This window comes from Stenotrophomonas sp. TWI809, from assembly GCF_039673205.1.
Taxonomy (GTDB): Bacteria; Pseudomonadota; Gammaproteobacteria; order Xanthomonadales; family Xanthomonadaceae; genus Stenotrophomonas.
Window position 1 is genome coordinate 165466 of the sequence record NZ_JBDJLE010000005.1, and the last position, 26500, is coordinate 191965.

The following is a 26500-nucleotide window of genomic DNA, read 5'->3' on the forward strand; positions in this document are numbered from 1 at the left end:
GCGTCCGGCGCTGAAAACAAAAGGCCCCGGCCAGCGGCCGGGACCTACCGTCTACCAGCCGTCGTCTGACGTCAGCCTGCGCCAGGCGCCGCAGCCGGCGTCCCGTTGAGGTAATCCAGGCTCACCTGCAGCAACGCGCGCAGGCCCACATCCAGCGCCTTCTCATCGAGCAGGAACTTCGGCGAGTGGTTGGCCGGCGCGGTCGCCGGATCGATCCCCTCGCTGGTGGAGCCCACGAAGAAGAACATGCCCGGCACCTGCTGGGCGTACAGCGAGAAGTCCTCGGCCCCCATCTGCAGCGGCGGCTCGTACACATTGCCCTCGCCGACCACGGCCTGCAGGCTCGGCAGCATCCGCGCGGTCAGTGCCGGATCGTTGACCGTGGCCGGGTTGCCCTCGGACTCATAGATCTCGGTTTCGGCCTTGGCCCCGTGCGCGGCCGCGGTGTGCTCGGCCACGTTGCGCAGGTCGGCGAAGATCTGCTGGCGCATGCCCTCGTCGAAGGTGCGGATGGTGCCGACCATCTCCACTTCATCGGGAATGATGTTGTAGCGGATGCCGCCCTTGATCGCGCCGAAGGTCACCACCGCCGGCTGCTTGGAGAGGTTGGCACGGCGGCTGACGATGGTCTGCGCGGTGCCGACCAGGTCGGCGGTGGCCACGATCGGGTCCACCCCGTTCCACGGCGCCGAGCCATGGGTCTGGCGGCCGATCACCTTGATCCCGAAACGATCCGACGCCGCCATCAGCGGGCCGCCACGCACCGCGATCTGGCCGGCCGGCACGCTGGAGAACACATGCAGGCCGAACACGGCTTCGGGCTTGAAGTCCTTGAACAGCCCTTCCTTGAGCATCAGCGCCGCACCGCCCTCTTCCGGCGGCGGCGCACCCTCTTCGGCGGGCTGGAAGATCAGCATGACCTCGCCGGGCAGGTTCGCGCGCATCTTCACCAGCGCATCGGCCACGCCCAGCAGGGTGGCGGTGTGGGCGTCGTGGCCGCAGGCGTGCATCACCCCGACCGTCTCGCCGCGGTAGGTGCTGGTGGCCTTGGAGGCGAACGGCAGGCCGGTCTGTTCGGTCACCGGCAGCGCGTCCATGTCCGCGCGCAAGGCGATCCGGGGGCCGGGCTTGCCGCCCTTGATGATGGCCACCACGCCGTGGTGGGCGATGCCGGTCTGCGGCTTCAGGCCCATCGCGCGCAGGCGTTCGGCCACCTTGGCCGAGGTGCGTTCTTCGCGGTTGGACAGCTCCGGGTGCTGGTGGAAGTCGCGGCGCCAGTCGATCACCTGGGCCTTGAGGCGGGTCGCGGCGGCGGCCACTTCCGGGCGTTCGGCGGGGGCGGCGGCCGCCAGGCCGGGGGCGGCGAGCAGCAGGGCGGACATCAACAGCGACAGACGGGGCATTGAAGGTCTCCACGGGTCAGAACGGCGGTCGAACCTGAATGTAGGGCATCGGGGCCGGACGCGCTGTAACTTTCTGCCCCGGCAAACGTTCATGGAGGGAACCTCACCCGTCACATCCGGTCTGATCGCCCGTCCCATCCGTCATGCATGAAAGGCCACGGGCGACGAGTATGCTTTGCGCCTAGCCAACCGGCCCCCCCGCCCTCCGCCAGCCCCCTCAGGAGTTATTGAATGTCGCGTTTCTGGAAGATCGTGCTGCTGGTGGTCGCAGTGCTGGTGGTTGCCGTGGTCGGAATGCGCCTGATGGGCGGCAAGAAGGGGGATGCAGGCGGTCCGGCAGCCGAAGGGCGCCAGGGCGGTGATCCGGCCAATGCCGGCCCGGTGCCGGTCACGGTGATCGATGCAGTCCGCCAGGACGTGCCGGTGTATGCCAGCGCGCTTGGCACGGTCGCGGCGATGAATACCGTTACCGTCAGCCCGCAGGTCGGTGGCCAGCTGATCAGCCTGAACTTCAAGGAGGGCCAGGAAGTGAAAAAGGGCGACCTGCTCGCGCAGATCGATCCGCGCACCCTGCAGGCCAGTTACGACGAAGCTGCGGCCGCCAAGCGCCAGAACCAGGCCCAGCTCGCCACCGCCCGCTCCAACTACCAGCGCTCCAATTCGGCCGAATATCGCCAGTACGTGGCCAAGACCGACCTGGATACCCAGCGCAACCAGGTGGCCCAGTTCGAAAGTGCCGTGGCCGCCAACGAGGCCAGCATGCGCGCCGCCCAGGTGCAGCTGCAGTACACCCGCGTGACCGCCCCGATCTCCGGCATCGCCGGTATCCGCGCGGTCGACGCCGGCAACATTGTCAGCGCCGGCACGGCGTTGGTGACGCTGACCCAGATTCATCCGATCCATGTCGTGTTCAACCTGCCCGAGCGCCAGCTGCCGGCCGTGCGCCAGGCCCAGGCCGCCGGCCCGGTAGACATCGCCGCACTGGACCGCAACGACGCGCACGTCCTTACCGACGGCGGAAAGCTGGATGTGGTGGACAACCAGATCAGCAGCGACAGCGGCACCTTCCGCGCGCGCGCCCTGTTCGACAACGAAGACAACTCGCTGTGGCCGGGCCAGTTCGTCAATGTCCGCATGCAGCTGCGCACCATCGCCGGCGGCGTGGTGATCCCGACCCAGGCCGTGATGCGCGGGCCGGACGGCGAATACGTCTACATCGTCAAGCCGGACAGCACCGTGGCCATGCAGACGGTGAAGAGCGGCGTGGAAGTCGGCGACAGCCAGGTGCAGATCACCGAGGGCCTGAAAGGCGGCGAGCGTGTCGTGAGCGAAGGCCAGTTCCGGCTCAAGCCGGGTGCGAAGGTGACCGCGCTCAAGCCGGGCGAAACCCCGGCCGCACCGACCGAAGCCGAACTCAAGGCCGCCCAGCAGCAGGGTGGCGGTGGACGCCGCGGTGGCGGTCCGCGCTGATCGCGCCCGCCCTACGTTCCTGACGCCGGCCTACGCGCCGGCGTTCGCCTGATCCAACGCAGCACGACGCACCAGCAAGGACCCGCCCGTGGGCTTTTCGACGATTTTCATCCGCCGCCCGATCGCCACCTCGCTGCTGATGGCGGGCCTGCTGCTGCTCGGCATCCTCGGCTACCGCCAGCTGCCGGTGTCGGCGCTGCCCGAGATCGATGCGCCCAGCCTGGTGGTGACCACCCAGTATCCCGGTGCCAATGCGGTCACTATGGCCTCGCTGGTGACCACGCCGCTGGAGCGCCAGTTCGGGCAGATTTCCGGGCTGGAGATCATGACCTCCGATTCGTCGGCAGGGCTGTCCACGATCATCCTGCAGTTCTCGATGGACCGCGACATCGACATCGCCGCACAGGATGTGCAGGCCGCGATCCGCCAGGCCACCCTGCCCTCCTCGCTGCCCTACCAGCCGGTCTACAACCGGGTGAACCCGGCCGACGCGGCGATCGTCACCCTCAAGCTCACCTCCGACACGCGCCCGCTGCGCGACGTCAACAATTACGCCGACTCCATCCTCGCCCAGCGCCTGTCGCAGGTGCAGGGCGTGGGCCTGGTCTCCATCGCCGGCAACGTGCGCCCGGCCGTGCGCATCCAGGTCAACCCGGCGCAGCTGTCCAACATGGGCTTGACCCTGGAAGAGCTGCGCAGTTCGCTCACCCAGGCCAACGTCAACGCGCCCAAGGGCTCGCTCAACGGCAAGACCCAGTCCTACTCGATCGGCACCAACGACCAGCTGACCAGTGCCGCCGAGTATCGCGACACCATCATCAGCTACAAGAACGGCCGCCCGGTGCGCCTGTCGGACGTGGCCAACGTGATCGACGGCGTGGAGAACGACCAGCTGGCCGCGTGGGCCGATGGCAAGCCGGCGGTGCTGCTGGAAGTGCGGCGCCAGCCGGGCGCGAACATCGTGCAGACCGTCGAGCGCATCCGCGCGTTGCTGCCGCAGCTGCAGAACGTGTTGCCGGCCGACGTGCATCTGGACATCTTCAACGACCGCACCGAGACCATCCGCGCCTCGGTGCATGAAGTGCAGTTCACCCTGATCCTGACCATCGGCCTGGTGGTCGCGGTGATCTTCGTGTTCCTGCGCCGCCTGTGGGCGACCATCATTCCCTCGGTGGCGGTGCCGCTGTCGCTGGCCGGCACCTTCGGTGTGATGGCGTTCGCCGGGATGTCGCTGGACAACCTCTCGCTGATGGCGCTGGTGGTGGCCACCGGCTTCGTGGTCGACGATGCGATCGTGATGATCGAGAACATCGTGCGTTACATCGAACAGGGCAAGAGCGGGCCGGAAGCGGCCGAGATCGGCGCGCAGCAGATCGGCTTCACCGTGCTCTCGCTGACGATTTCGCTGGTGGCGGTGTTCCTGCCGCTGCTGCTGATGCCCGGCGTCACCGGCCGCCTGTTCCACGAATTCGCCTGGGTGCTGAGCATCGCGGTGACGCTGTCGATGCTGATCTCGCTGACGCTCACCCCGATGATGTGCGCCTACCTGCTCAAGCCCGATGCGCTGCCCGAGGGCGAAGACGCGCATGAGCGCGCCGCCGCAGCGGGCAAGACCACCGTGTGGTCGCGTACCGTGGGCCTGTATGAGCGCAGCCTGGACTGGGTGCTGGATCACCAGCCGCTGACCCTGGCCGTCGCCGCCGGCGCACTGGTGCTGACCGTGGTGCTGTACATCGTGATCCCCAAGGGCCTGCTGCCCGAGCAGGACACCGGCCTGATCACCGGTGTGGTGCAGGCCGACCAGAACATCGCCTTCCCGCAGATGGAGCAGCGCACCAAGGCCGTGGCCGAAGCGCTGCGCAGCGATCCGGCAGTGACCGGTGTCTCGGCCTTCATCGGCGCCGGGACCATGAACCCGACGCTCAACCAGGGCCAGCTGTCGATCGTGCTCAAGGAGCGCGGCGACCGCGATGGGCTCGACAAGATCCTGCCGCGCCTGCAGAAGGCCGTGGCCGGCATTCCCGGCGTGGCGCTGTACCTCAAGCCGGTGCAGGACGTCACCCTGGACACCCGCGTGGCCGCGACCGAGTACCAGTACTCGCTGTCGGACGTGGACAGCGCGCAGGTCGCGCTGCAGGCCACGCGCCTGACCGAGGCGCTGCGCCAGCGCCCGGAGCTGGCCGACGTGGACAACAACCTGTCCAACCAGGGCCGCGCGCTCGAGCTGACCATCGACCGCGACAAGGCCAGCGTGCTCGGCGTGCCGATGCAGACCATCGACGACACCCTGTACGACGCCTTTGGCCAGCGCCAGATCTCGACCATCTTCACCGAGCTCAACCAGTACCGCGTAGTGCTGGAAGTGGCCCCGGAGTTCCGCACCAGCACCGCGCTGATGAACCAGCTGGCGGTAGCCTCCAATGGCGCGGGCGCGCTGACCGGCAGCAATGCCACCAACTTCGGCCAGGTCACCTCGTCCAACTCGTCCACCGCCACCGGTATCGGCGCGCAGAACACCGGCATTCCGGTCGGCGCCGGCAACATCATTCCGCTGGCGGCGCTGGCCGAGGGCAAGGTCACCAGCACCCCGCTGGTGGTCAGCCACCAGCAGCAGCTGCCGGCGGTCACGGTGTCGTTCAACATCGCGCCGGGCTATTCCTTGTCCGATGCGGTCAAGGCGATTGAAGAGACCAAGGCCGGCCTGGACATGCCCTCGCAGGTGCATGCGCAGTTCATCGGCAAGGCCGCCGAGTTCACCGGCAGCCAGACCGATGTGGTGTGGCTGCTGCTGGCCTCGCTGGTGCTGATCTACATCGTGCTGGGCGTGCTGTATGAGAGTTACATCCATCCCTTCACCATCATCTCCACCCTGCCCCCGGCCGGCGTCGGCGCCCTGCTGGCGCTGATGGTGTGCGGGCTGCCGTTGTCGGTGGACGGCATCGTCGGCATCGTGCTGCTGATCGGCATCGTGAAGAAAAACGGCATCATGATGGTCGACTTCGCGATCGAAGCCCGGCGCACCGGCGCCAACGCGCACGAGGCGATCCGTCGTGCCTGCCTGCTGCGCTTCCGCCCGATCATGATGACCACCGCTGCCGCGATGCTGGGTGCATTGCCGCTGGCGCTGGGCACCGGCATCGGCTCGGAACTGCGCCGCCCGCTGGGTATCGCCATCGTCGGCGGCCTGCTGCTTTCCCAGCTGGTGACGCTGTACACCACGCCGGTGATCTACCTGTACATGGAGCGCTTCTCCGAGCGCCTGCGCCAGCGCCGCGAACAGCGTGCGCTGCGTCATGGCCATGGCCCGGTGCAGGAGCCGCAGGCGTGATGATGAGCACCGCAGGCCGTTGCGGAGGCGTTCGATGAACATCTCCGGTCCGTTCATCCGCCGCCCGATCGGCACTGCCCTGCTGGCCATTGGCCTGTTCGTGGTCGGCGTGATCTGCTACCTGCAGCTGGGCGTGTCGGCACTGCCGAACATCCAGATCCCGGTGATCTTCGTGCACGCCAACCAGGCCGGCGCGGATGCCACGACCATGGCCTCCACGGTGACCGCGCCGCTGGAACGCCACCTCGGCCAGCTGCCGGGCATCGACCGCATGCGTTCGTCCAGCTCCGAGGGAAGTTCGCTGGTCTTCATGATCTTCCAGAGCGACCGCGACATCGATTCGGCCGCACTGGACGTGCAGACCGCGATCAACTCGGCCCAGGCCGACCTGCCCGCCGGGCTGGGCACGCCGATGTTCCAGAAGGCGAACCCGAACGATGACCCGGTCATCGCGATCGCGCTGACCTCGGAAACGCAGTCGGCCGACGACCTCTACAACGTCGCCGACTCGCTGCTGGCCCAGCGCCTGCGCCAGATCACCGGCGTGTCCTCGGTGGATATTGCCGGTGCTTCGACGCCGGCCGTGCGCGTGGACGTCAACCTGCGCCTGATGAACGCCCTCGGTCTGACCGCCGATGACCTGCGCAATGCCGTGCGCGCCGCCAACGTGACCTCGCCGACCGGCTTCCTCACCGATGGCAACACCACCACCGCGATCATCGCCAACGACTCGGTGGCGCGCGCGGCCGACTTCGCCCAGCTCGTCATCAAGACCGCCGACAACGGCCGCGTGATCCGCCTGCAGGACATCGCCAACGTCTACGACGGGCAGCAGGATGCCTACCAGGCCGCGTGGTTCAACCACAAACCGGCGGTGGTGATGTACGTGTTCACCCGCGCCGGCGCCAACATCGTGGAAACCGTGGACCGGGTAAAGGCGCAGATTCCCACCCTGCGCGACTACCTGGAACCGGGCACCACGCTCACCCCCTATTTCGACCGCACCCCGACCATCCGCTCCTCGCTGCATGAAGTGCAGATCACCCTGCTGATCGCGCTGGCGATGGTGGTGCTGACCATGGCGCTGTTCCTGCGCCGGCTCGCCCCGACCCTGATCGCGGCGGTGACCGTGCCGCTGTCGCTGGCCGGTGCGGCGCTGGTGATGTACGTGCTGGGCTTCACCTTGAACAACCTGAGCCTGCTGGCGCTGGTGATCGCGATCGGCTTCGTGGTCGACGATGCGATCGTGGTGATCGAGAACATCATGCGCCACCTCGACGAGGGCATGACGCGCATGCAGGCGGCCCTCACCGGTGCGCGCGAGATCGGCTTCACCATCGTCTCGATCACCGCCTCGCTGGTGGCGGTGTTCATCCCGCTGCTGTTCGCCAAGGGCATGATGGGCGCGTTCTTCCGCGAGTTCACCGTCACCCTGGTGGCGGCGATCGTGGTGTCGATGATCATCTCGCTGACCCTCACCCCGGCGCTGTGCAGCCGCTTCCTGAGCGCGCATGCCGACGCCGGTGCACCCAGCCGCTTCGGCCGCCTGCTCGACGCCGGCCACGACCGCATGCTGCGGATCTACGTGACGCTGCTCGACTTCTCGCTGCGTCATGCACTGCTGCTGTCGCTGACCCCGCTGCTGCTGATCGGCGCGACGGTGTTCCTGTTCGGTGCGGTGAAGAAGGGCGCGTTCCCGCCCCAGGACACCGGCCTGATCTGGGGCCGCGCGAACTCCAGCGCCACGGTCTCCTTCGACGACATGGTCAACCGCCAGCGGCGCATCACCGACATGCTGATGGCCGACCCGGCGGTGAAGACCGTGGGCGTGCGCCTGGGCAGTGGCCGGCAGGGCTCCAGCGCGCAGTTCAACGTTGAACTGAAATCACGCAAGGACGGCCGCCGCGAAACCACCGCGCAGGCCCTGGCGCGCCTGAGCGCCAAGGCCGACCGCTATCCCGACCTGCAGCTGCGCCTGCGCGCGATCCAGGATCTGCCCAGCAATGACGGCGGGGGGGCCAGCCAGGGCGCGCAGTACCGCGTCTCGCTGCAGGGCAACGACCTGGCCCAGCTGCAGGAGTGGCTGCCCAAACTGCAGGCCGCGCTGAAGAAGAACCCGAAGCTGGCCGACGTCGGCACCGACGTGGACAGCGCCGGCCTGCGCCAGAACATCGTGATCGACCGCGCCAAGGCCGCGCGCCTGGGGGTGTCGGTCGGTGCCATCGACGGCGCGCTGTACGGCGCCTTCGGCCAGCGCCAGATCTCCACGATCTACTCGGACATCAACCAGTACAGCGTGGTGGTCAACGCCCTGCCCGAGCAGACCGCGACACCGGGTGCGCTGGACCAGATCTACGTGCGGGCCGGCAATGGCGAGATGGTGCCGATCACGGCGGTCGCCGAGCAGGCGCCGGGGTTGGCGCCCTCGCAGATCACCCACGAAAACCAGTACACGACGATGGACCTGAGCTACAACCTCGCCCCCGGCACCAGCATGGGCGAGGCCAAGGCCATCATCGACAGCACGGTCAATGGCATGCGCATGCCCGGCGACATCCGCCTGGCCGAGGACGCCGGGTTCGGGTTCGATTCGGACCCGATGGCGATGCTGATCCTGGTGATGGCGGCGATCATCACCGTCTACCTGGTGCTGGGCATGCTGTATGAAAGCCTGATCCACCCGGTCACCATCCTGTCCACGCTGCCGGCGGCGGGCGTGGGCGCGCTGCTGGCGCTGTATGGCACCAACACCGAGCTGTCGGTGATCTCGATGATCGCGCTGGTGCTGCTGATCGGCATCGTCAAGAAGAACGCGATCATGATGATCGACTTCGCGGTGGTAGCGCAGCGCGAGCATGGGAAGACACCGCTGGAAGCCGCACGCGAAGCCAGCATCGTGCGTTTCCGTCCGATCATGATGACCAGCATGGTGGCGATCCTGGCCGCGGTGCCCCTGGCGATCGGGCTGGGCGAAGGTTCCGAACTGCGCCGCCCGCTGGGCATCGCGATGATCGGCGGCCTGCTGTTCTCGCAGAGCCTGACCCTGCTCAGCACCCCGGCGCTGTACGTGATCTTCTCGTGCCTGCGCGAGCGCTGGGCGGCCCGGCGGGCCCGCCGTCGTGAAAAGCGTGCGTTGAAGCGCGCCGCGGCCGCACGGTGACGGCGGCACGGCTGCACTGAACGTGGTTCATGCAGCCAGGTGCCGACCGTGGGTCGGCACGCCGCCGGATTGACGCTTCCGGCCCAAAAGAGAACAATTCGCATCAGCCACGGTCCTGCACTGCCCCCCCGCGATGCCCCGCTGCCGCTGACGCGGCACGCCTGACGACTCAGCCACCCCCTCTTTTCCGCCTTCTTCTGATCGCGGACGGTGTGCTGCCGCCCGCGGAGGACCCCCACAACATGCGCCAGTCTGTGTCTTCGCTCCCGGCCGTGGTGCCGGGCCGCCGTGCCCTGCGCCCGGCCCTGCTCGCCCTTTCCCTGGCCGCGGCCTGCACCGCCCACGCCCAGTCCGCCCCGGATGGCGGCGTCCGGGCGCGCTCGGCCACCGACCTGGATGCGATCAAAGTCATCGCCGAACGCACCCATACCGACACCGGCGCGCTGGGCGACCGTGCCGTGCGCGATACCCCCTTCGCGATCTCGGTGGTGGGCCGCGAGGACATCGAGAAGCGCCAGGTGGTCTCGCTTGGCGAGGCCTTCCTCACCGATCCGTCCGTGGTCACCCAGGTCAGCGCCTACGCCAGCGGCTGGAGCTCGCCGATCCGCAACCGCGGTATCGACCTCAGCTACGACAGCTACCGCGTCAACGGCCTGCAGGTTTCTTCGTGGGGCACCGAGTGGCCGCTGGAAGTGATGGAGCAGGTGGAACTGCTGAAGGGTCCCGGTGGCTTCATGTATGGCTTCGGCCAGCCCGGCGGCATCGTCAACTACGTGACCAGGAAGCCGACCGAGGTCACCACGCTGTCGGCGCAGCTCGGCTGGCGCGAGGCGGGTATCGTCAGCGGCCAGGTCGATGTGGGCGGGCGCTTCGGCAACGAAGACATGTTCGGCTACCGCTTCAATGCGTACCAGGAGAAGGGCGAGACCTTCAACGGCGGCGAGGTGAACCGCAAGGTCGGCGCGCTGTCGCTGGATGCACGCCTGAGCGATCGCCTCACCTGGACCTTCGACGGCGTGTTCCAGTCACGCGATCTCAGCAACGAATCCCCGCAGTACTACTTCATCGGCCTGACCGAGCTGCCGCGCCCGCTGGCCGGCGACATCGACAACAGCATCGACGGCAGCTACTACGACACCCGCTCCAGCCTGCTCTCCACCGCGTTGAACTGGCAGATCAACAGCGACTGGAAGGCCAGCCTGAGCTATGGCGTGACCACCTCCTGGAACGACGTCAACAAGATCTTCGCCTACATCGATGACGTCAGCGGCGACTACGACATCAACACCTACGAGCTCGGCGGCAAGAGCGAGTGGAAGCTGGCCCAGGCCATCGTGCAGGGTCGCTTCCAGACCGGCCCGCTGTCGCACCAGGTCGTTGCCGGCGTCTCCCACCAGACCGGCCTGGGCTGGGACCGTCCGTACGAATGGAACACCCTCGGCCGCGGCAACATCTATCAGCGTCCGACGCTGCGCCATGATGCGGTCGGCTCGCGCGTGCTCAGCCGCGGCAGCGAGACCGTGCAGCAGGCGGTGTTCGTGAGCGACACCGTCAGCTTCGCCGATGGCTGGTCGCTGCTGGCCGGCGCGCGCTACAACGACTTCGAAAACAAGGGTGCGTACCACACCTATCCGGTCACCCCGACCTACGCCCTGATGTACAAGCCCGCCGATGCCGTGACGCTGTATGCCAGCTACGTCGAATCGCTGGAAGCCGGCAGCCGCGTGGGCAGCGATTACATCAATGCCGGCGACGTGCTCGACCCCACCATCAGCACGCAGTACGAGATGGGCGCCAAGATCGAGTACCCGCGCTGGAGCGCCAATGCTGCCGCCTTCCGATTGGAGCGTGGCGCGAACATCGACCTGATTACGTCCGCCGGCAAGCTGCTGGTGCAGGACGGCATCACCCTTTACGAAGGCGTGGAAGTCAGTGGCGATGTGCGCCTGACCGATGCCTTCACCCTCGGTGGCGGCGTGACCTGGCTGGACCCGACCTACGACAAACTCTCCCCGGGCAGCGCCAGCCAGGAAGGCAACCGCACCGCCGGCGCCGCCCGCTGGCAGGGCGTGCTGCACGCCGACTACAGCATCCCGCAGATCGAGGGCCTGAGCGTGTACGCACTGGCCCGCTACTACGGTGACGTCTACTACGACGCCGACAACACGCTCAAGCTGCCCGACTACACCCTGGTCAACGCGGGCGTCGGCTACCGCATGCAGGCTGCCGGCCACCCCGTCACCTGGCGCGCCGGCGTGGAGAACCTGGCCAACAAGAAGTACTGGTCCAACGCGGGCGTCGGCCTGCCGCGCACCTTCGCGGTAAGCGTGCGGTTCGATATGTAAGCCGGATGCATGCGGGTCGTGCCGGCCGCTGGCCGGCTCCTCGGCATTGTCGGGAGCCGGCCAGCGGCCGGCACTGCGCGCGCCATTCCAACCCCCGTAATGGTGCCCCCTTCACCCCGCTCCGGCAATAATGGCCGCCTGCCTTCCGCCGAGTCGCCATGCCTTCGTTCGAAACCCGCGTCAGCCGCCTGTGGGCGCATGAGAAGGCCAGCTATGGCCTGCGGGTGTTCATCGCGTTGTCCGCGGCGATGGGGCTGTGCTGGTATCTCGACCAGCTGCCTGCGCTGCCGGGCGTATTCCTGGGCATCATCGCCAGCGCGATCGCCGAGACCGACGACAACTGGTGGGGCCGGATCAAATCGGTCGCCCTGTCACTGCTGTGCTTCGTGGCTGCCGCCGCCGCGGTCGTGGTGCTGTTCCCGCATCCGTGGTGGTTCATCACCGCGCTGGCCGCAGCGACGTTCGGGCTGACCCTGCTCGGCGCGCTCGGCGAGCGCTATGCCTCCATCGCGCAGGCCACGGTGACGCTGGCCATCTACACCATGATCGGGCTGGAGCAGCACGGCGCGGCCGATCTGTCCCAGGCGATCAACGCGGTCAGCCATCTGCTGGCCGGTGCGGTCTGGTACGCGCTGCTCTCGATCCTGTGGACCGCCCTGTTCGCCAACCGGCCCGTGCGCGAGCGGGTCGCGCGCCTGTACCTGGAACTGGGCCGCTACCTGCAGCTCAAGGCCGATCTGTTCGAACCGGTGCGCGATGCCGACGTGCAGAAGCGCCAGCTGGCCCTGGCCGAGCAGAACCGGCGCGTGGTCGAAGCGCTGAACGTCGCCAAGACCGCGATCCTGGCCCGGTTTGGCCGCTCCGGTCGCCCCGGCGTGCAGTCCGGCCTGTACCTGCGCCTGTACTACATGGCGCAGGACTTCCATGAGCGTGCCAGCTCCTCGCACTACCCCTACGGCGCACTCACCGAGGCGTTCTTCCACAGCGACGTGCTGTACCGCTGCCAGCGCCTGCTCGCGCTGCAGGGTGAGGCCTGCGCCAACCTCGGCCAGGCGATCCGCCTGCGCCAGCCGTTCCAGTACGGCGAGCGCACCAAGCAGGCCACGGCCGACCTGACCGATTCGATCACCTGGCTGCGTGCCCAGCACAACCCGCAGTGGCAGCGCCTGCTGGCCTCGCTGGAACTGCTCGGCCACAACCTGCAGAGCATCGAGCGGCGCCTGTCCGAGGCCGAGAAGTCCGAGTCCACCCTGGACAACGTCGATACCCGCCTGCGCGATACCAACCCGCATACCCTGCGCGAGATGGGTGTGCGCATCCGCCAGCAGCTCACCCCCGGCTCGGTGCTGTTCCGGCACGGCCTGCGCATGGCGCTGGCGCTGATCGTCGGGTTCGCCGCGATCCGGCTGTTCAACGCACAGAACGGCTCGTGGGTGCTGCTCACCATCGTGTTCGTGTGCCGCCCGCACTTCGGCGCGACCCGCCAGCGGCTGGCACAACGGATCGCCGGCACGCTGATCGGCCTGGTGCTGACCTGGGCGCTGATGCAGCTGTTCCAGGACCTGCGCATCGAACTGCTGATCGCGCTGCTTTCGGCGCTGCTGTTCTTCTTCACCCGCAGCGATCGCTACCTGGTGGCCTCGGCGGCGATCACGGTGATGGCACTGACCTGCTTCAACCTGATCGGCGATGGCTTCCTGCTGATCTGGCCGCGCCTGGTGGATACCCTGCTGGGCTGCGCGATCGCCGCGGCGGCCGCCTTCCTGATCCTGCCCGACTGGCAGGGCCGGCGCCTGAACCTGGTGATGGCCCGTGTGCTCGACAACTGCGCCAAGTACCTGCACGCCGTACTGGGCCAGTACGGCAGCGGGATGCAGGACGATCTGGCCTATCGCATCGCACGCCGGGACATGCACAACGCCGATGCGGCGCTGTCCACGGCACTGTCGAACATGCTGCGCGAGCCCGGCCACGTGCGCCGCAACCTGGATGCCGGCTTCCGCTTCCTGGCGCTGTCCAACACCCTGCTCGGCCATCTCTCCGCACTGGGCGCCCACCGCACCCAGCTGGACAGCTACGGCCAGGATCCACTGGCGCTGTCCGGTGGGGAACGCGTCGAACAGGCGATGCAGCAGATCGCCACTGCGCTGCAGCGGCGCGAGCCGGTGGCTGAAGACGCCAACGAGGGCGATCGGGCCCTGGCCGAGCAGCTGGAGCAGATCCCGGACGACATGCCCCCCAAGCTGCAGCTGATCCGCACCCAGATGGGGCTGATGCTGCGCCTGCTGCCCAAGCTGCGGGGCGCCGCCAATGAGGCCGCGCGCACGCTGCGGTAGGTATCGACCGTTGGTCGATACGGATGTTGAAGGGCTCACGACCTATTGAACGTTCTCACGACCAACGGTCGTGAGCTACCCAAGACGGGGCTGCCTGCACCGTTCCGCGGCGCTGCCATGCTGCGCCAACAGGGAGAATGCTAGGCTGCGCCGGTTCGCAAGGAGTCTCCATGTCCGGCCATAGTCAGTTCGCTCTGCTCAGGCAACGCCGTTTCCTGCCGTTTTTCATCGTCCAGTCGCTGGGCGCGTTCAACGACAACGTCTACCGCCAGGCGATCATCGCGCTGCTGTTCTTCCTCGGCACGCCGATCGAAGAGCGCTCGCTGTATACCAACCTGGCGCCGGCGATCTTCATCCTGCCGTACTTCCTGTTCTCGGCACTGGCCGGCCAGATCGCGGAGAAGCTGGAGAAATCCCGGCTGATCGTGATCACCACGACCATGGAAATCGCGATCATGTCGCTGGCCGCACTCGGTTTCCTGACCGAGAGCATGCCCGTGCTGCTGGTGGCACTGTTCTGCACCGGCATGCAGTCCACGCTGTTCGGGCCGGTGAAGTACTCGGTGCTGCCCTCGATCCTCAAGCCCGAGGAACTGACCGGCGGCAACGGCCTGGTCGAGATGGGCACCTCGCTGTCGATCCTGACCGGCATGATCGCCGGCGGCCTGATCTTCGCCCTGTCCGGGAGCCATGGGCCGATCGTGGCGGCCACCGCGGTGATCGTGCTCGCCGTCGCGGGCAATCTGACCGCACGGATGATCCCCAAGGTCGATGCGGGCGCGCCGGACCTGAAGATCAACTGGAACCCGCTGCCCGAGTCGCTCGCGGTGCTGCGCATGGCCAAGAAGCAGAAAGCCGTGCGCAACGCGATCCTGGGCGTGTCCTGGTTCTGGTTCGTCGGCACCATGCTCACCTCGCAGCTGCCGACCTATGCCGAGGTCAACCTCGGTGGTGGCTCCCTGCTCTACATCTTCGCGCTGGCCCTGTTCTCACTTGGCACCGGCACCGGTTCGCTGCTGTGCGAGAAGCTGTCCGGGCGCACCGTGGAAATCGGGCTGGTGCCGCTGGGGGCGTTCGGCATGACCGCCTTCATGCTCGACCTGTACTTCGCCCGCGTCGGCGAAGCTGCCGTGGCCGGGCTGTCGATCTGGCAGTTCGTGCAGGCGCCGGGCAGCGCGCGCATCATCATCGATCTGATCGGCATCGGCCTGTTCACCGGCTTCTTCGTGGTGCCGTTGTTCGCGCTGATCCAGAGCCGCACGGCCAAGTCGGAAATGTCACGCGTGTTCGCTGCGCTCAACATCCAGAACTCCGGCTTCATCGTGCTCGCTGCGGGTCTTGGCCTGCTGACCCAGCGCGTGCTGGACTGGACCATCCCGCAGCTGTTCCTGGCGCTGGCGATCGCCAACGCCGTGGTGTCGATCTACATCTTCACGATCGTGCCTGAATTCCTGATGCGCTTCCTCAGCTGGGTGATGGTGCGTGCGCTGTACCGGCTGCGCCCGCACGGGATCGAAACCCACGTGCCGGACGAGGGCGCGGCGCTGATCGTGTGCAACCACGTCAGCTACATGGACGCGCTGATCCTGTCGGCGACGATCCCGCGGCCGGTGCGCTTCGTCATGTACTACAAGATCTTCAACATCCCGGTGATGCGCTGGATCTTCCGCACCGCCAAGGCGATCCCGATCGCCGGCGCACGCGAAGATCCCGCGCTGATGCAGGCCGCCTTCGATGAGGTGGACAAGGCGCTGGCCGAGGGCGAGCTGGTCTGCATCTTCCCCGAGGGCGCGTTGACCCGCGATGGGCAGATGGGCGCGTTCAAATCGGGCGTGGAGAAGATCCTGGAGCGTCGCCCGGTACCGGTGGTGCCGATGGCGCTGCGTGGGATGTGGTCGAGCATGTGGAGCCGCCGCGACACGCGGTTGGGCCGCATGCGCGTGCCCCGCCGCTTCCGTGCGCATGTCGAGGTGGTTGCGTCCGCGCCGATCCCTGGCGATGCCGCGACCGCCCCGATGCTGGAAACGCAGGTCAGGCAGCTTCGGGGCGATCAGGCGTGAGCCCCGCCCTGCCTGCATGTAACCGTATACATGGACGCAGGTACATCGGTTAGATTACCGCCCGGGGCACCTCGCCCGCGCTGATACACCCACCCAAGCAAATGGAGCTTCGCTGATGAATGCCACCGCCCCCCTGCCGCCCGCCCCGGGCAGCGTTCCGAATCACCTGATCTGGTCGATCGTCGTCACCATCCTGGCGTTCTTCGTGTGCTGCCTGTCGTGCCTGAGCTTCCCGGGCATCGTCACCGGTGTGGTCGCGATCGTGTTCGCCAGCAAGGTCAACGGCCTGCTCAACCAGGGCGACCTGGAAGGCGCGCGTCGTGCTTCCAAGAACGCCAAGATCTGGGCATGGGTCACCACCGGCTTCCTGATCGCCGGCGTGGTGCTGTTCGTGATCTCGCTGGCCTTCATGGGCGTGGACGGTTACATGGAGCAGATGCAGCAGTTCCAGCAGCAGATCGAAAGCAACAGCTGATGATCGCGCTGCACGGCAAGCGCTGGTTGCTGGCGTTGTTGCCACCGGCCGCACTGGCGGCCGGTGCGGGAGTCTGGGTGCTGCGGCACTACGACCCCAACAGCGCCAGCAGTCCGTTCCCGCCGTGCAGCTTTCTGGCGGTCACCGGGTATTACTGCATCGGCTGCGGGCTGACGCGTGCACTGCACGCGCTGGCCCACGGCGATGTGGCCACCGCGTTTTCGATGAATCCCCTGGCCATGCTGATGCTGGCCATCGCCCCGCTGGTGCTCGGCTGGGCATTGGGCTGGCGGCCACGCGCGCTGCAGCCGTTGATCACGCTGCTGATGAAGCCCGCTTTCTGGCTGATCCTGCTGCCCGCGTACTGGATCGCACGCAACCTGCCGTGGGTGCCGTTTACCTGGTTGGCACCGGGCTGACCCGGACGGCTAGGTGACCCAGCCGGCGATCACCAGCAGCGCCAGCACCGCCATCCACAGCAGCAGCATGCGCCACACCAGGCTCATCGCATCGCGCAGCTCCGGCAGGCGACGCCACACCGGCACCATCCCCGCATCACTGTAATCGTGCGCGTCCTCACGCAGCTCGGCGCTCACGCTTGCCCGCGCGACCGCACCGAGAAAGTGTGTCGAGGCCGACCACTGATTCCCGTGCGCTTCGCGCCAGGCCTTGAACGCGGTATCGAAGTTGCCGACCAGCGCCATCGACAGCGACATCAGCTGCGCCACCGGCCACTCCAGCCAGGACAGCACCACGCGCGCCCCGGCGACCGCTTCCACGCTGGCCAGCGAGCGCATCGGGCCAACCCCCAGCAAGGCGAGCAGGCGATACAGCAGCGCGCCGACCGGGCCCAGCAGCAGGAACCAGAACAGCACCGCGAACCAGCGCCGCAGCGCGTTGAGCACGGTGGCTTCGACCAGCGAGGGGACGTCTTCCTGCAGGCTGCCACCGGCGGACTGCAGCTGCGCGATCGCCAGGTGGCGGGCGTGGGCGTCATCGGCGTCGATCACCGCCTCGACATCGCGGTCCAGATCGCGCGGGCCCCAGCACATCGCCAGCACCAGCACGCCCAGCAGCAGCGACGGCAGGCCGTAGACGCGGTCATCGAACAGCCACTGGAGCAGGCCCAGCACTGCCACGAACGGCAGCACCGCCAGCCAGGCGCCCTTGCGGCCGCGCCAGACCCCGTCTTCGGCGGCGTGCCGGTCCAGCCACTGCAGCCAGCGCCGGTACAGGCCGAAACGCCGCAGCGCGACGGCCACGCCCGGCGCGACATGGCCCAGGGCCAAGGCAACCAGCACGGCGACCAGGGTGGTGAACATGTAAGCCTCCGGCTCGGGACGTGGAACGCGCCGCTACTATGCCTTGCGGCCCGGCAATTCCCCGGGCCGTTGGTAATGTACCGCGCCGCGTGTTCAGCCTGCGGCAACGGCAGGCGACGGTCAGGCGATCTGCTGGCGGTACCAGTGCTCGATCAGGCTGCGCGAGATCGAGATCGGCGGCGACAGGCGGATGCCTTCGCCGTTATCCTCGACATCCCGGGCCAGGGCTGCGCCCACTTCCTCGGCGGTAAACCAGCGCGCATCTTCCAGCTCGCCGTTCACGGTAGGCACGTCGTCTTCGGCCGTGGCGGCGAAGCCCAGCATCAGTGCGCCGGGGAACGGCCATGGCTGGGTGCCCAGGTAGCGGCACTCGCGCACGCGCACCCGGCTCTCCTCGAAGACCTCACGGACCACGGTCTGCTCCAGGGACTCACCCGGCTCGACGAAGCCGGCCAACACCGAATAACGGCGCGGGGCCCAGTTCGCCTGGCGGCCGAGCAGCAGCCGGCCCTGATTCTCCACGGCCACGATCACCGCCGGATCGACCCGGGGGTAGTGTTCGGTGGCGCACTGGCCACACCGGCCCACGAAGCCACCGCGGCTGAAGGTCACCGCGCCGCCGCACACCCCGCAGAAGCGGGTGCGCGACTGCCAGTAGGACATGCCCCGGGCGTAACAGAAGGCGGTGGAATCGGCGATGGACCAGGTCGCGGCGGACTGGCGCAGGTCGACCCGCTGCGGCGCCGTCACCGACAGCCCGGCGGCCTCCATCGAGAACCACGCCTGCTCGCCGCGCAGGCCGAGGAAGATCGCGGTGCCCGGGCCACCGCCCAGATCCGCGCCGGTCAGCGGCAGCGGCTGACCATCGTGGCCGGCCAGCGCCGTGCCGTCCTGGTCGAGCACCAATACACGCGCGTCCGGCCACAGGCGCAACAACGCATCGGCGTCATCGCGCAGGGTATCGGCGCGCTCCAGCGGCTCGCTGACGAAGGCGAAACCGGAAAGCTGCGAAGAGAATTTGGACATCGCAAGAGCCTGCCCACATTCGGCGGGACTGGCAAGCGGCAACCGACCGTCAGGCCGGTTGCGCGCACATCACATGCTGAAACTGCTGCCGCAGCCGCAGGTGGTCTTGGCGTTCGGATTTCGGATCACGAACTGCGCGCCGGTCAGGCTTTCGGTGTAATCCACCTCGGCGCCCATCAGGTACTGCAAGCTCAGCGGATCGACCAGCAGGGTGACGCCGGCGGTATCCACCGCCAGGTCGTCCTCGGCGCGGTTCTCGTCGAACTCGAAGCCGTACTGGAAGCCGGAACAACCGCCGCCTTCGATGTAGACGCGCAGGGCGAGGGCAGCGTTGCCCTCATCCTGGATCAGCTCCTTGACCTTGGCCGCAGCGGCCTCGGTGAAGTTCAGCGGACGGTCCAGGGACTGGTAGTTCGGCGCGGCGGCGGGAGCGCCGGGCAGGGAAACAAGCGTGCTCATGCCCCCAGCATGGGGGTGCATGAGCACGGTTTCAAGTTGTCACGCGGGCGCGATTCAGGCCATCGCCTCGGCCAGCTTCTTGCGGGCCGCGGTGTCCTTGCCCTTGCCCTGGTCCGCATCCCCGGACGGCGGCGGCAGGGCCATCTGCGCCGAGCTATGGATCAGGCGGCCGGTCAGCTGGGCGCCGGCGTGCATTTCCACCACCTGGTAATGGATGTTGCCCGTCACCCGGGCGCTGGGGGTCAGTTCGACCCGCTCGGTGGCGTGCACATCCCCGTCCAGGCGGCCGCTGATGACCACCACCTGGGCACGGATCTCGCCCTCGATGGCGCCATGCTCGGCCACCGTCAGGGTGGCGTTGCTGGCGCCGTCCTGGGCGATCACCTTGCCCAGGATGGTGCCTTCCACGTACAGGCCACCGCTGAATTCCACGTCCCCGCGGATCACCACCTGCGCGCCGATCAGCGCGTCCACGACCAGATGTCCGTCGCGGTTGGATTTGTTGCTGCCAAACATGGGCTTACTCCCCTTCTTTTGCCGATGCCGCCGGTGCTCCGGCCTGCTTCCAATCGAATACCTGGGTGGCGCCCCCCGCGCCCGATCCCAGCGTGACCCGCACACGTTGCGGGGTGAAGCCTGGTGGCAGCATCACGCTGCCGGTGAGCTGCTGGAAGTACCGGAAGGAATAGTCCTGGCCCGGCACCTTGGTGCGCTGGTGCAGCTCGTCCCAGCTGACCGAGGTCAGCTTGCCGTCCTTGACGCCTTCCACCGTGAAGCGCATCTGCCCCTGGCTGATCGCCCCGCGGTTCAGGTTCTGGGTCAGCACCACGGCGTACTGCCAGGTGCCGCCCGTCTCCGGCGAGAACTCCACCGAATGGGTGTTCAGGCCCTTGCGCTGGCTGGTCGCTCCGACCAGGCGCTCATAGAAGGCCACGTCGGCGCGCAGGCCGGCGATTTCTTCGTCGCGCTCGCCCAGCGAGGTCTGGACTTCGTTGTTGGCGGCGCGGCTGATGCGGTCGGACGCCTGCAGGGTGGCCTGGCGTTGCTGCAGTTCGATGAGCTGCTGCTGGAGGCGCTCATTGCGGGTCTCGGCGGCCTTGAGCTGGGTGCCGACGTCACCGCCGGGCGAGCCCAGCCAGGCGCCAAGCAGCACGGCGAGGATCAGCGACAGCAGCCAGGCCCCGCCCAGCACCAGCAGGCGCTTGCGGTCCTGCACGGGCGGCGCGCCCGGCCGGCGGATCTGGATGCGGGAAGGTGTGGGTTTATTCATGGCAGTCCTGGGCGACCGCGCCTGCCGGCGCTGTCGCAACGGCCCCTGTCTGGAACGACGGGCTAGTGTAAGTCAGGGGAAAGACCTTGTCCGCGCAGGGCCGGGATCGGGGCAGTGGCGTTCATGGACGTCATCCCCGATAGTGTGCGCCTGTGCACATTCTGCAGCCGGAGCGCGTGCCATGACCGAAGCCCACCTGTTCGTGATCGGCATCCTGCTGGCCTGGCTGGCCGGCATCCGCGTGTACCTGACCGTGTTCGGCGTCGGCCTGGCCGGCCTGCTCGGCTGGGTCGACCTGCCGCCCGCGCTGCAGGCCACGGAGTCCTGGTGGGTGCTGGGCACCTCGGCCGCGCTGGCCATCGCCGAATTCTTCGCCGACAAGATCCCCGGGGTCGACTCGGTCTGGGATCTGGTCCAGACCCTGGCCCGGGTCCCGGCCGGTGCGTTCCTGGCCGCCGCCACGCTCTCGCCCAGCGGTGAGCTCAGCGGCACCGCACTGGTGGCCGGTGCCGGCGTCGCGCTGGCCAGCCACGGGCTCAAATCCGGTACCCGCGCCCTGCTCAACACCTCACCCGAACCGGCCAGCAACTGGATCGCCTCCGCCGCCGAAGACACCGTGGTGGTCGGCGGGCTCGCGCTCGCGCTGGCGCACCCCTGGCTGGCGCTGATCCTGGTGGTGGCGTGCAGCCTGATCGGCGCGTTGATCGTGTGGATGATCTGGCGGACGCTGTGGAAGGGCATGCGTTGGTTGATGCGGCAGGCCGACAGTGGCCAGACGCAGGTCAAACCGGGAACCCTGCCACGGTGAGGCGTGCCCTGCCTTCGGGTGTTCATCGCATAATTGCGGCGCAGACTGGGAGTACTGATGGCCGTTCACGACAACGTTGTTGCACCCGCCCGCGCCGTGCGCGCTGAAACGCCGCCGGCCGACCACTGGCAGCGCTGGCAAAGCCAGGCCTCACCCGCGCCCGTGGTGCACAGCAATGTCGTGGCGCTGACGCCGGCGCCGGCCAGCCCGCCGCCCCTGCTCCCCCCGATGCACACCGAGACCGGCAGCCTGCCGCCGCCCGGCATCGACTCGCCGTACCGCGTGCTGATCGTCGAAGACGACCGCTCGCAGGCCCTGTTCGCGCAGAGCGTGCTGCACGGCGCCGGCATGGAGGCGCTGGTGCACAGCGATGCCGAGGGGGTGCAGCAGGCCATCGCCGAGCATCGCCCCGACCTGATCCTGATGGACCTGCATCTGCCGGGGCTGGATGGGATGCGGCTGACCGCCCTGATCCGCCAGCAACCCGGCCAGCAGCTGCTGCCCATCGTGTTCCTCAGTGGCGACCCGGATCCGGAGCGCCAGTTCGAAGTGCTCGACAGCGGCGCCGATGATTTCCTCAGCAAGCCGATCCGCCCGCGCCACCTGATCGCCGCCGTCTCCAACCGGATCCGCCGCGCCCGTGCGCAGGCCGCCTCACAGGCGGGCAACGGCAGCGCACCGGCGATGAACAACCCCGAGACCGGCCTGCCGACCCGCCATCATGTGATGCAGCAGCTCGGCGCCTCGCTGGCGCACCGCGACCACGGCGGCCTGTTCTTCATCGAGATCGCCAGCGCGCTGGGGCTGCGCGAGCGCTACGGCTATGCCGCGTTCGAACGGCTGATGACCCAGGCGGGCCAACGGCTGGCCGATGCCGCCCAGCCCTACCTGCTGGCACGTCTGAACGACAACAGTTTCCTGGTGCTGGCCCGCGGGGCCGACGAGGCCACGCTGGATGCAATGGCGCATACCCTGCGCGAGCAGTTGTCCACGCGCGCGTTCGTGATCCGCGATGACGAATCCGTGCACCTGCGCGGCGTGGTCGGTCATGCGCAGCTCTCGCCGGGCTTCTCCGATGCGGGCAGCGCACTGGAAGCAGTCGAACGCACCACCTTGCAGGCCCGCCTGCTGACCGCGGGCGTGGCCGCGTACGTGCGCCGCGAAGATGTGGCCGCGCAGGAACACCTGGCGTTGCTTGACGGGCAGCTGGAACTGGCCTACCAGCCGATCGTCGCCGTGGCCGGTGGCAACACCGCGCAATACCAGATGCTGCTGCGGCTGCGCCAGGCCGATGGCAGCGTGCTGGCCGCCGGCCAGGTGATTCCGGCCGCCGAAGCAGCCGGGCGCATTGCCGATCTGGACCAGCAGGTGCTCGACCATGCGCTTGGGCTGCTGGATCTGTATCGCCACGCCGCGCAGCCGCTGCACCTGTTCGTCTCGCAGTCGCTGCGCACGCTGGCCCGCGATGCCTTCGGTGACTGGCTGCTGGAATCGCTGGCGAGCCGGCAGATCGACGGCAGCGCATTGGTCATCGACGTACGCCTGCCCGATGCCTTGATCCACACCGTCACCCTGCAGCAGTTCTGCACGCGCATGCATGCAGCCGGCGTGCGTTTCTGCCTGAGCCAGTTCGAGCCGGGCGATGAAGCCAATGCCTTGATGGCGCAGCTGCCGTTGGCCTATGTGCGCATGGCCGCGCGCTTCTCCAACAGCCACACCAACCAGCAGACGCGCGACGAACTGCGCGCGGCGATCGACCGGGCGCACCGCGCCGGGCTGCGCATCATCGGCCAGCAGATTGAAGACCCGCAGGCAGCGGCCGCGATGTGGATCGGCGGAGTGGATTTCATCCAGGGCAACATGGTCCAGTCCGCCGGCAGCGAACTGAACTTCGACTTCCAGAACTCGGTGCTCTGAGCATGGGACGCCACGGACGGCCAGCTCCCTCCTCCACCCCGGCCCCGCTGTGGATCAGCGCTGCGGCGGCCGCCCTGTGTGCCACTGCCGCGGTGATGGCGCGCATCGGTGCCAATGGGCCGTGGATCGACATTGCCGCCGGCACCGGCGTGGTGGCACTGATCGCCGGCATCCAGGCGGTACGCCGCTGGCGTGACGCGCAGGACCAGCTGGAGCGGCTGCAGCGGCGTAGTGAGGCGCTGGTGCTCGAGCGCGATCAGCTGCAGCAGCGCCGGCAGCAGCAGAACCAGCTTGAACAGGAACTGCTCAGCGCCAAGCAGGCCGCCGAAGCCGCGGCGCTGGCCAAGGGTGAGTTCCTGGCCACCATGAGCCACGAGATCCGAACGCCGCTCAACGGCATCCTGCCGATGCTCGATCTGATCGCGCGCGGCCAGCTCGGCAGTGACCAGCGCCAGATGCTGCAGACCGCGGCGACCAGCTCACAGCAGCTGCTGAGGATCGTCGACGACATCCTCGATTACTCCCGGCTCGAGGCCAAGGGCCTGAACCTGGAGATCACCACGTTCAACCTGCGCGAGCTGCTCGAAGGGCTGGTGCAGTTGATGCAGCGCGCCGCCGATCCGAAAGGCCTGCAGCTCTCGCTCGAACTCGACCCGGCGGTACGCCTGTCCGTCCGTGGCGACCCGGTGCGCCTGCGCCAGGTGCTGAGCAACCTGCTGGTCAATGCGATCAAGTTCACCGAGCGTGGCCAGATCCGGCTGCGCGTGCAGCGCCAGGGCGAGACCAACGCGCAGCACCAGCTGCGGTTCGAGATCGCCGACAGCGGGATCGGCATCGACGACGCCCTGCAGGCGCGCCTGTTCCAGTCCTTCAGCCAGGCCGATGCGTCCACCACGCGCCTGTACGGCGGCACCGGGCTGGGCCTGGCCATCTGCAAGCGCATCATCGACCTGATGCAGGGCCGGATCGGCGTGCACTCCACCGTGGGGCGCGGCGCTACGTTCTGGTTCGAGATTCCCCTGCTCAAGGTGATCGGCGATCTGCCAGCGGTCGGCAACACGCGGCGTGCCTTGCTGATCACCCGCGATGCGGTGCTCGCCCAGCGTATCGAGCGGGTGACCCAGCACCATGATCTGCGCCTGCACACGGTGGAGACCAGCGCCGAAGCGATCGACGCCCTGCGCGCGCCACAGCGCCCCGGTATCGACCCGGCCCTGACCTGGGTGATCGCCGACACCGACGGCCTGCGCCATGGCACCCAGGCACTGCAGAAGGCGGTGGCCGGGAACGAACGGCATCCCACTGCGCAGCTGCTGTGGCTGTACGGCGATGAGGCGCCCGCGCCCGAGTCGCTTGGCCCGGGACCCGCCCTGTCGCGGCAGGGCGCTGACAGTGAACTGCACGCGCTGCTGCGCCCGGTGGTGCCCAGTGCACGCCCGGCTGCGCTGCTGGCCGAGGTGGAATACGCAGGCTCGCCCACGGCACTGCCGCAGTTCCCGCTGCGCGTGCTGCTGGTGGAAGACAACAGCGTCAACCTGCTGGTCGCGCAGCGGCTGCTGCAGGTGCTGGGCTGCGAGGTGGAGACCGCCACCCAGGGCGAGCAGGCCCTGGAGGCACTGCAGGCCCGGCCGTTCGATGTGGTGCTGATGGATTGCCAGATGCCGGTGCTGGATGGCTACGACGCGACCCGCCGCTGGCGCGCGCACGAGGCCACACGAGGCGCGGCGCGGCTGCCGATCGTGGCGATGACCGCCAATGCGATGGCCGGCGACCGCGAGCGCTGCCTGCAGGCCGGCATGGACGATTACCTGTCCAAACCGATCCACCGCGAAACACTCCAGGCCGTGCTGGCACGCTGGGGAAGCGTGCTGGCCGACGACCCGGCGTTGCTGCCGACCCGGCCCTTTGCAGCCACCGCAGCGGTGCCCGCACGCGACCAGACACCCGCCGCGGTGCTCGACCAGGACGTGCTCGATGAATTGCTTGAAGTGATCGGCGCGGACACCGCGCGGGTCATCGGCGTGTTCCTGGATGACACGCCACCGCTGATCCGCCAGCTGCAGGACGCCTCGGTCGCAGCGGACCTGGACCAGCTGCGCGCGTTGGCCCACAGCCTCAAATCCGCCAGTGCGAATGTGGGCGCGATGGCCCTGTCGGCAGCGGCCTGGCGGATCGAGCACGATGCCCGCGCCGGCACGCTGGAGCGCCCCGCCGTGGCGGTGGCGCTGTTGATCGCCGAGTTCGCGCGTGCACGGATCGCGCTGGGCGGCTATCACGCCCGCCTGCGCGCCCCGTTGCAGGGCTGACTCAGTCTTCGATCTTGGTCAGCAGGTAGTTCGGTTCGCCGATGCGCTCGATCAGATCCAGCTGGGTTTCCAGCCAGTCGATATGCTCTTCCTCGGACTCGAGGATTTTCACGAACAGCTGGCGGCTGACGTAGTCACCGATCGAATCGGCATAGGCCACCGCTTCGCGCAGGGTCACCACGCCGTCGCGTTCCAGGCTGAGGTCGCACTGCAGGATCTCGGCCGGGTTCTCGCCGATGCGCAGCTTGCCCAGTGCCTGGAAGTTCGGCAGGCCTTCGAGGAAGAGGATGCGGTCGGACAGGATGTCCGCGTGCTTCATCTCTTCGATCGATTCCTTGTACTCGTGATCGGCGAGCTCCTTCAGGCCCCAGTTCTTCAGCATCTTGGCGTGCAGGAAGTACTGGTTGATCGCGGTCAGCTCGTTGTAGAGGACCTTGTTGAGGAATTCGATGACTTTGGCGTCGCCCTTCATGAGCGTGCTCCTGCTGCGTGGAATCGCGGGCACTGTAGCGCGTCGCGCGCAGGCATGAAGGAACGCGAATCGTGCTCAGTTGCGGCCCGCAACCGGGCCGGCCGATCTCAGGCGGCTTGCAGGCCCAATACCGGCAGCGGCAGGTCGTGGGTAGCGCTGAACTTGGCCAGCAGGTCCGCCGCCATGTCCAGGCAGGAGCCGCAGGTCGCGCCGCAGCCGGTGCGCATCGTCAGCTCGGACACGCTCACGACACCGCTCTGCGCGGCTTCGCGGATCTGATGGTCGGTAACCCCGTTGCAGATGCAGACGTACACGTGCGGACTCGGCAGGCAGGCCCGGATCG

At 67.9% G+C, this 26500-nt stretch carries 19 protein-coding genes; 11 read left to right on the forward strand and 8 right to left on the reverse strand.

What is annotated here, in order from left to right:
• Nucleotides 1-71 precede the first annotated feature (71 nt).
• The gene (locus ABE472_RS06080) at nt 72-1403 is read right to left on the reverse strand and encodes a M20 family metallopeptidase (protein WP_176987984.1); all 1332 of its coding nucleotides are present in this window, start codon (nt 1401-1403) and stop codon (nt 72-74) included.
• A gap of 231 nt (nt 1404-1634) precedes the next feature.
• Between ABE472_RS06080 and ABE472_RS06085 the strand changes: the two genes are divergently transcribed.
• The 8 genes from ABE472_RS06085 to ABE472_RS06120 all read left to right on the forward strand — a co-directional run bounded on the left by ABE472_RS06085 (nt 1635) and on the right by ABE472_RS06120 (nt 16996).
• A complete protein-coding gene (locus ABE472_RS06085) occupies nt 1635-2873 on the forward strand; it encodes an efflux RND transporter periplasmic adaptor subunit (protein WP_121040573.1) in 1239 nt (412 codons plus the stop codon).
• A gap of 88 nt (nt 2874-2961) precedes the next feature.
• A complete protein-coding gene (locus ABE472_RS06090; RefSeq protein ID WP_346465881.1) occupies nt 2962-6201 on the forward strand; it encodes an efflux RND transporter permease subunit in 3240 nt (1079 codons plus the stop codon).
• 34 nt (nt 6202-6235) lie between these two features.
• The gene (locus ABE472_RS06095) at nt 6236-9361 is read left to right on the forward strand and encodes an efflux RND transporter permease subunit (RefSeq protein WP_346465882.1); all 3126 of its coding nucleotides are present in this window, start codon (nt 6236-6238) and stop codon (nt 9359-9361) included.
• A 242-nt stretch (nt 9362-9603) separates the two neighbouring features.
• On the forward strand, nt 9604-11706 hold the full coding sequence (locus tag ABE472_RS06100) for a TonB-dependent receptor (protein WP_346465883.1): 2103 nt from the start codon (nt 9604-9606) through the stop codon (nt 11704-11706).
• A 158-nt stretch (nt 11707-11864) separates the two neighbouring features.
• Nucleotides 11865-14042, forward strand: coding sequence for a YccS family putative transporter (gene yccS / locus ABE472_RS06105; RefSeq protein WP_346465884.1), 2178 nt, complete (start codon nt 11865-11867; stop codon nt 14040-14042).
• A gap of 170 nt (nt 14043-14212) precedes the next feature.
• A complete protein-coding gene (locus ABE472_RS06110; RefSeq protein WP_346465885.1) occupies nt 14213-16102 on the forward strand; it encodes an MFS transporter in 1890 nt (629 codons plus the stop codon).
• A 115-nt stretch (nt 16103-16217) separates the two neighbouring features.
• Nucleotides 16218-16577, forward strand: a complete 360-nt coding sequence (locus ABE472_RS06115; protein ID WP_176987977.1) for a CD225/dispanin family protein — start codon at nt 16218-16220, stop codon at nt 16575-16577.
• Nucleotides 16577-16996 carry a DUF2752 domain-containing protein gene (locus ABE472_RS06120; protein WP_313211072.1) on the forward strand — a complete coding sequence of 140 codons (420 nt, stop codon included), beginning with the start codon at nt 16577-16579 and terminating at the stop codon, nt 16994-16996. Before ABE472_RS06115 ends, ABE472_RS06120 begins: the two co-directional genes overlap by 1 nt.
• A gap of 9 nt (nt 16997-17005) precedes the next feature.
• On the opposite strand, the gene ampE is transcribed toward ABE472_RS06120, so the two are convergent.
• The 5 genes from ampE to ABE472_RS06145 all read right to left on the reverse strand — a co-directional run bounded on the left by ampE (nt 17006) and on the right by ABE472_RS06145 (nt 20654).
• Nucleotides 17006-17899, reverse strand: a complete 894-nt coding sequence (gene ampE, locus ABE472_RS06125) for a regulatory signaling modulator protein AmpE (RefSeq protein ID WP_346465886.1) — start codon at nt 17897-17899, stop codon at nt 17006-17008.
• Between the two features lie 120 nt (nt 17900-18019).
• Nucleotides 18020-18925, reverse strand: a complete 906-nt coding sequence (gene nudC / locus ABE472_RS06130) for an NAD(+) diphosphatase (RefSeq protein ID WP_346465887.1) — start codon at nt 18923-18925, stop codon at nt 18020-18022.
• A 69-nt stretch (nt 18926-18994) separates the two neighbouring features.
• Complete coding sequence (gene erpA, locus ABE472_RS06135; protein WP_019185327.1) at nt 18995-19384, reverse strand: iron-sulfur cluster insertion protein ErpA; 390 nt, start codon at nt 19382-19384, stop codon at nt 18995-18997.
• Nucleotides 19385-19438: 54 nt separating this feature from the next.
• The gene (locus ABE472_RS06140) at nt 19439-19900 is read right to left on the reverse strand and encodes a polymer-forming cytoskeletal protein (RefSeq protein ID WP_313211070.1); all 462 of its coding nucleotides are present in this window, start codon (nt 19898-19900) and stop codon (nt 19439-19441) included.
• Nucleotides 19901-19904: 4 nt separating this feature from the next.
• Complete coding sequence (locus ABE472_RS06145; RefSeq protein WP_121040594.1) at nt 19905-20654, reverse strand: DUF6776 family protein; 750 nt, start codon at nt 20652-20654, stop codon at nt 19905-19907.
• Between the two features lie 181 nt (nt 20655-20835).
• Here ABE472_RS06145 and ABE472_RS06150 point away from each other — a divergent pair, with 181 nt between their 5' ends.
• Genes ABE472_RS06150 through ABE472_RS06160 form a run of 3 tightly spaced genes read left to right on the forward strand, consistent with a single transcriptional unit; the run spans nt 20836 to nt 25685 of the window.
• Nucleotides 20836-21462, forward strand: coding sequence for a DUF4126 domain-containing protein (locus tag ABE472_RS06150; protein ID WP_088433585.1), 627 nt, complete (start codon nt 20836-20838; stop codon nt 21460-21462).
• A gap of 57 nt (nt 21463-21519) precedes the next feature.
• The gene (locus tag ABE472_RS06155) at nt 21520-23379 is read left to right on the forward strand and encodes an EAL domain-containing protein (protein WP_313219440.1); all 1860 of its coding nucleotides are present in this window, start codon (nt 21520-21522) and stop codon (nt 23377-23379) included.
• Nucleotides 23380-23381: 2 nt separating this feature from the next.
• Nucleotides 23382-25685: an ATP-binding protein gene (locus ABE472_RS06160; protein WP_313211068.1), complete on the forward strand. Its 2304-nt coding sequence runs from the start codon at nt 23382-23384 to the stop codon at nt 25683-25685.
• Between the two features lies 1 nt (nt 25686).
• On the opposite strand, the gene bfr is transcribed toward ABE472_RS06160, so the two are convergent.
• Both bfr and ABE472_RS06170 read right to left on the reverse strand, forming a co-directional pair.
• Entirely contained in the window at nt 25687-26157 is a 471-nt protein-coding gene (gene bfr, locus ABE472_RS06165) for a bacterioferritin (RefSeq protein ID WP_019185321.1), read from the reverse strand.
• 107 nt (nt 26158-26264) lie between these two features.
• Entirely contained in the window at nt 26265-26471 is a 207-nt protein-coding gene (locus ABE472_RS06170) for a (2Fe-2S)-binding protein (protein WP_088433582.1), read from the reverse strand.
• Between the last annotated feature and the right edge of the window lie 29 nt (nt 26472-26500).